This is a genomic window from Candidatus Magnetobacterium casense, assembly GCF_019173545.1.
Taxonomy (GTDB): Bacteria; Nitrospirota; Thermodesulfovibrionia; order Thermodesulfovibrionales; family Magnetobacteriaceae; genus Magnetobacterium; species Magnetobacterium cryptolimnobacter.
Map to the genome: position 1 here is coordinate 1 of NZ_JABXWD010000259.1, position 5021 is coordinate 5021.

At 52.4% G+C, this 5021-nt stretch carries 6 protein-coding genes; all 6 read right to left on the reverse strand.

The features are described 5' to 3' along the window. Positions 1-57 precede the first annotated feature (57 nt). Positions 58-1227: a glycosyltransferase family 4 protein gene (locus tag HWQ67_RS12745; RefSeq protein WP_218253071.1), complete on the reverse strand. Its 1170-nt coding sequence runs from the start codon at positions 1225-1227 to the stop codon at positions 58-60. After that, positions 1196-2326 (reverse strand): glycosyltransferase family 4 protein, encoded by a 1131-nt coding sequence (locus HWQ67_RS12750; RefSeq protein WP_255317263.1) that lies wholly within the window; start codon positions 2324-2326, stop codon positions 1196-1198. Before HWQ67_RS12750 ends, HWQ67_RS12745 begins: the two co-directional genes overlap by 32 nt. Before the next feature lie 178 nt (positions 2327-2504). Continuing rightward, complete coding sequence (locus tag HWQ67_RS12755) at positions 2505-2939, reverse strand: type II toxin-antitoxin system VapC family toxin (RefSeq protein ID WP_218253073.1); 435 nt, start codon at positions 2937-2939, stop codon at positions 2505-2507. Further along, the gene (locus tag HWQ67_RS12760) at positions 2936-3103 is read right to left on the reverse strand and encodes a hypothetical protein (protein WP_218253074.1); all 168 of its coding nucleotides are present in this window, start codon (positions 3101-3103) and stop codon (positions 2936-2938) included. The genes HWQ67_RS12755 and HWQ67_RS12760 overlap by 4 nt, the downstream gene beginning before the upstream one ends. Before the next feature lie 70 nt (positions 3104-3173). Continuing rightward, on the reverse strand, positions 3174-4436 hold the full coding sequence (gene mtaB, locus HWQ67_RS12765; RefSeq protein ID WP_218253075.1) for a tRNA (N(6)-L-threonylcarbamoyladenosine(37)-C(2))-methylthiotransferase MtaB: 1263 nt from the start codon (positions 4434-4436) through the stop codon (positions 3174-3176). Beyond that, the coding region (locus HWQ67_RS12770) for a radical SAM protein (protein ID WP_218253076.1) at positions 4433-5021 on the reverse strand (589 nt) is incomplete at its 5' end. The genes mtaB and HWQ67_RS12770, both read right to left, overlap by 4 nt.

The window sequence follows — 5021 nt, forward strand, 5'->3', positions numbered from 1 at the left end:
CGCAAAACTTGTTACTGTAAATATTTCTGTGATGATATAATGTTAAGCATAATGGGGTCAAGGGGACTGGTCCCCTTGTGGGTGGGTCTGAGGGAGGGCAAAGCCCTCCCTTCTTGGTCTCTTGTATGATTGGATGAGGTTTAGGAAGGTTGCCGCGGCCTGTGAGATGGGATAGACCGCGGCCTTTTCTGCGGCATTGAGGGAATATATCTCACGATCTTCTGCGATCTGCTTGATCTTATCGGCAAGTTCCAGGGGGTTGCGGGGGTCGTCCATGAGCAGCCCGTCCCTGCCGTGCTGTATTATTTCGGCAGCCCCGTTGTTTCTGGTAGTGACAGCGGCGGTACCACAGGCCATCGCCTCAAGCGTGGCATTACTGAAGGGGTCGTACAACGTGGGCAGGACAAAGACGTCGGCGGCAACATACAGCCTCTCTATGGCCGATTGCGGCCCGGCAAAGACAACACGGTCACTGACGCCCAACGCCTTTGCGAGCCTTCTGTACTTCAACGTACCCCCTGCCCCGGCAACGATCATCCTGAACTCTGCCCCCAGGTGCGCAAGACTCGACACGGCAAGGGCCAATCCCTTCCGCTCAAACCCCGAACCCGCAAACAACAACAACCGGCAATCCTCCGGGATGCCAAACTCTGCCCTCACCTGACCGACACACGACGACCTGTTGACGGGCCGCTTGAATCGCTCCAGGTCTACCCCGTTGTACAGCACGACGATCCTGTCGTCGCCTATGTCGTAGTGTTCCATGATCTGCTCCTTGACCATCCGTGAGTTGGCAACAATAAGCGGGGTTGTGCTGAAACATTGCCGTTCAATGGACAACAGCGTCCTGTGCATGGGGTTGAGGGCAAAGGAGAGCCGCCTGAGTCTGTCCACGCCCTGGCCCCTCAGAATCAGCCACTGCTTGTGGCAGCCATCCCCGGCACGATAGATGTCCTGACAGGTGGTACGTTCAAAGCTCACCGTGCAATCGCAGTTGAGTTCATCTGCCACGTGCATGACGTTGTGATTAAAGCTCAACATCGATGTCAGGGAATTGAGATTGAAGGTTTCTATCCGGTGGCAGTGGATGTCTTCGCAGTCCGTCCAGTTGGTTGACAGGACGTGGATATCGTTGCCGGAGCTTTTAAGGTGGCGGATGAGTGAGTTCATGTAGTTCTCCGCACCTCCGTAGGGGTTAAAGGTCTTTCGGATAAATGCTATCTTCATTTTGATTTCCCGTCTTTCTCTGTAGTAGAGTCATATATAGGTGTTCTATTTTAGAGACCATGGCCTCAAGGCAGTGGTCTTTCAGGACAAAAGTCCTTGCATTTTTTGTGAGTTTGATTACCAGTGCGGGGTCGTTGACAAGCCTCAGAATCTGCGCTGCAATGGCCTCATGGTCACCGGAGTCAACCAGCAGGCCGGTCTCTTCATGGACAACGACCTCCGGCACACCCCCAACCCTCGTGGCAACCACGGGCACACCCACAGCCATCGCCTGAAGGACGCTCTGTGGTACCCCCTCCGAAAACGAACTCAACACACACACGTCGCTGAAGGAGTATATACGGGCAACATCTTCAACATATCCCGTGAATATGACGTGTTCGGATATTCCGAGGGTTTTGGCGACGTTTTCGAGCCTGTTTCGCCCCGGGCCGTCCCCCACCAGCAGACACCTGGCATGGGGCAGTGCCTCCAACACCCTCTTAAACGCCTGGAGCGTTACCTCCTGTCCCTTGACCGTCCTGAGTATCCCGACGTTGGAGATTACGACGGCGTTGGCATCAAGGTCATACTCGGTCCTGGCCTGCGGTTGCCGTGGCGTATCAAGGAACCTCTCGTCGATTCCGGTTGGAATACTGACCACCCGTTCCGGTGGAAATCCACAGTTTTTTATGAGGTTGTCTCTCATGTTCAGGCCGCAGGTGATGTAGGTATCGGGCAGGTAGTGGATAAAGTTGACGATGTTTCGCTTGAGCCGTATGTCGAGGTGTCTGGTTCTGACCAGGACGGGGGTCTTGGCCATCCTGGCGGCGATCCCGCCGATCCAGGAATCCTTGCCGCTGTGGGTGTTTACGACGTCAAAGTGTTGCCCCTTGATGAACTGGCAGAGTTTCCATATGCTTACAAGGTCGTAGTTTGACCTCAGCGGTAATGTATAGGTATCGATGTCTTTTTTTCGTGCCTCCTCCCTGATCCTTGCATGTTCCCTGCAAACGATACAGGCATAGTGTCCGCGCCGTATCAGGGCATGAGCCTCCGCCAGCACCCGCCTCTCCTGCCCGCCAAAGCCGTCCGACCACTCAGTATGAAGAATGCGCATCTAAGAAAAAGGGAAAGAAGGGAGGGCTTTGCCTATATGCCAGGGGCGGCTCGCCCCCTCTCTCAGACCCACCCACAAGGGGGCCAGCCTCCTTGACCCCATTTTGCGCAGGCTTGAACTTGGGTTTTTGTGTAATAGTTCACTTGACACGCCGTGGATGTTTAACGGATAGCGTGTTTTACTGCTTATAACATTCATAAAAATCCACAAACCCCGCCCTTTTAAAGTCCTCATCAAAAGAAAAGTAATGAACAATGTCCCTATCATTCATTAGCACAAAACTTGTGCAATCGGTGAAGGAATAGGTCTTGTCTGAATGTTTCTTAAAGTAATCCCATGCTTGCTTTTTAAGAGTAGCGTCAATTTCAGCTATCTCAAAAATATGACCGTTTAAGATGATATCACCAACTTGCACGGCAAGGCGATGTCCACCCTTGACAAGGATGGTTGTAATTGTCTCGTCAAAGACATAATCAGATATTACAAGTTTTATTTTGTGTTTTTTTATAACATCAAGGCTGATTATTGCTTGTAAGTGGCAACTATCAGTCTTGCTAAAAAAAGCAACTAATGCACTGGTATCAGTAAAGACAAGTGGTCTATGTCGGGTCATTTTCCGTATATATATTTGTCATGATTTATAGCAAGGTCATCAATATCTGCTTCAATAATACCGGCTAACTTAAAAAACCCCTCGTATTCCAATTCAAGTGTGTCATCTGTGGATGTTTCAGGCGTATCACCTGTAATGCTGACATCTAACGTTTTTGTTATCATAAAAAAAGCCTCCATAAAAAAGTATCATGACTTATTTTACATAAGTTTTAACTTTACTGCAAGCAAGCGGTCAAGGGGACTTCTCTGTGGCTTGGGCGCCTTGTAGCGAGCCGTCTTTGACGCCTGTAATCTCTATGTCCACAAGCCCCCTCTCCGCCACCACAGCATCGCCGCCGGAGGCCAGGAATTCGACCTTGAGGTAGTTGTCGGTGGTTGCCTGACATATGTCACCGTCGGGTTTTTCAACTATTGCCGGCAGGATGCGCCCCACCTGCCCGGCCATAAAGGCAGCCTTCTTGCGCCCGGACAACTGCCGCAACAGCAATGCCCGCTGCTTCTTTGTCTGTTCATCGACCTGTGCCGGCAGAGCAAAGGCACGCGTCCCCCGCCTGGGTGAAAACGGAAATACGTGCATGTACGTCAGCGGCAATCCGGCAAGGAACTCATAGGTTCTGCCAAAACTCGCATCGTCCTCTCCGGGATAACCGACGATCACGTCAGTGCCAATGGCTGCGTTGTCAATGTCCCCGTGGATATCCAGAAGCAGTCTCTTAAAGTCGTCCGTGCGATATCCCCTGTGCATGTCACCGAGTATCTGATCATCGCCGCTCTGAAGCGGGATGTGGACATGCCTGCATAGTCTCTGATGCCTCAGCAGTCCCAGCAACTTGCCGGTAAACTCGCTGACCTCAAGGGAGGTCAACCGAACCTTTATGCCTGCCGTGTTATCGAGGATTGACTCCACCAGGTCTGCAAGCATTGTTTGTGGCACCAGGTCCAGGCCATAGTACCCGATATGGATGCCCGTCAACACCACCTCGTTGTAGCCCTCTGTGACAAGCGTTCTGACCTCGTCGATAATGTCAGCGACCGGCCTGCTGGTTGACCGCCCCCGGCTCTGAGGGATGATACAGTAGGAGCAATGGGCATTACAACCATCCTGTATCTTTAACAGCGCCCTGCTCCTGCCGCTGTTAACGACAACAGGGACAACGGTCTTGGCCTCTGCAAAGGCGGCATCTGAAAAATGCAGCAACTTGTCCTTGTTACCGATGACGGTGATATCTTCGCTTATTGCACGGAGGGCATCCCTGTTGAGTTCGGAGTAGCAGCCGGTGGCAAACACCTTTGAGCCGGCCTTGATGGCACGCCTTATGATCTGTCTGGATTGATAGTCGCTCTTAGCGGTGACGCTGCACGTGTTTATGATACAGACGTCGGGGCGCTCGTTGACGGTGACAGGGACGTGCGACTGCTTGAGGAATTGCCCTTCGATGGCCGAACTCTCTGCCTGGTTGGCCTTGCACCCCAGGGTGAGAATGCAAAACCTCATCCACCCGTTACCTCGCCCTCAAGTGTGTGCCTGTTGGCCTTCACTATGCGGACGTTCAAAAACAAGGCTGACTTCAGGTCGTCCCTGGAGAGAAAATTAACGATCTTATTGGTACTGCTCCTGCCGACCCACATATTTGGGGTCGTCTCACTCCTGCCCTCAACAAGCACCTCCATCACGGTGCCCTCAAGGGCCTTGTTTTTCCTCTGGGTGATGACGTCCTGACATCCAAGTATCTCATGCAGTCTTGCCGACTTAACGTCCTCTGCCACTTGGTCCGTCATCATAGCAGCCTTCGTGTTTGGCCGCACGGAGTACTTAAAGGCAAAGATGCCGTCAAATTCGAGTTCTTCAAGTGCGCTTACCGTTTGTGCGTGGTCATCGTCGCTCTCACCGGGAAAGCCCGCTATGATGTCGGAGGTGACGGCAACATCAGGGACGCTCAACCGCAGGCGTCTGACCTTATCTGTATACGTTTCATAGTCATATCGTCTGTTCATCAGATTCAGTACCCGCGAGGAACCCGACTGCATGGGCAGATGCACATGGCGGCAGACGCTGTCAAGCTCCGCCATCGCCTGTATC

Excerpts from the sequence above, each read along its gene's own strand:
- HWQ67_RS12745 (WP_218253071.1), bottom strand. The coding sequence starts at position 1,227 with ATGAAGATAGCATTTATCCGAAAGACCTTTAACCCCTACGGAGGTGCG.
- HWQ67_RS12750 (WP_255317263.1), bottom strand. The coding sequence starts at position 2,326 with ATGCGCATTCTTCATACTGAGTGGTCGGACGGCTTTGGCGGGCAGGAG.
- HWQ67_RS12760 (WP_218253074.1), bottom strand. The coding sequence starts at position 3,103 with ATGATAACAAAAACGTTAGATGTCAGCATTACAGGTGATACGCCTGAA.
- HWQ67_RS12755 (WP_218253073.1), bottom strand. The coding sequence starts at position 2,939 with ATGACCCGACATAGACCACTTGTCTTTACTGATACCAGTGCATTAGTT.
- mtaB (WP_218253075.1), bottom strand. The coding sequence starts at position 4,436 with ATGAGGTTTTGCATTCTCACCCTGGGGTGCAAGGCCAACCAGGCAGAG.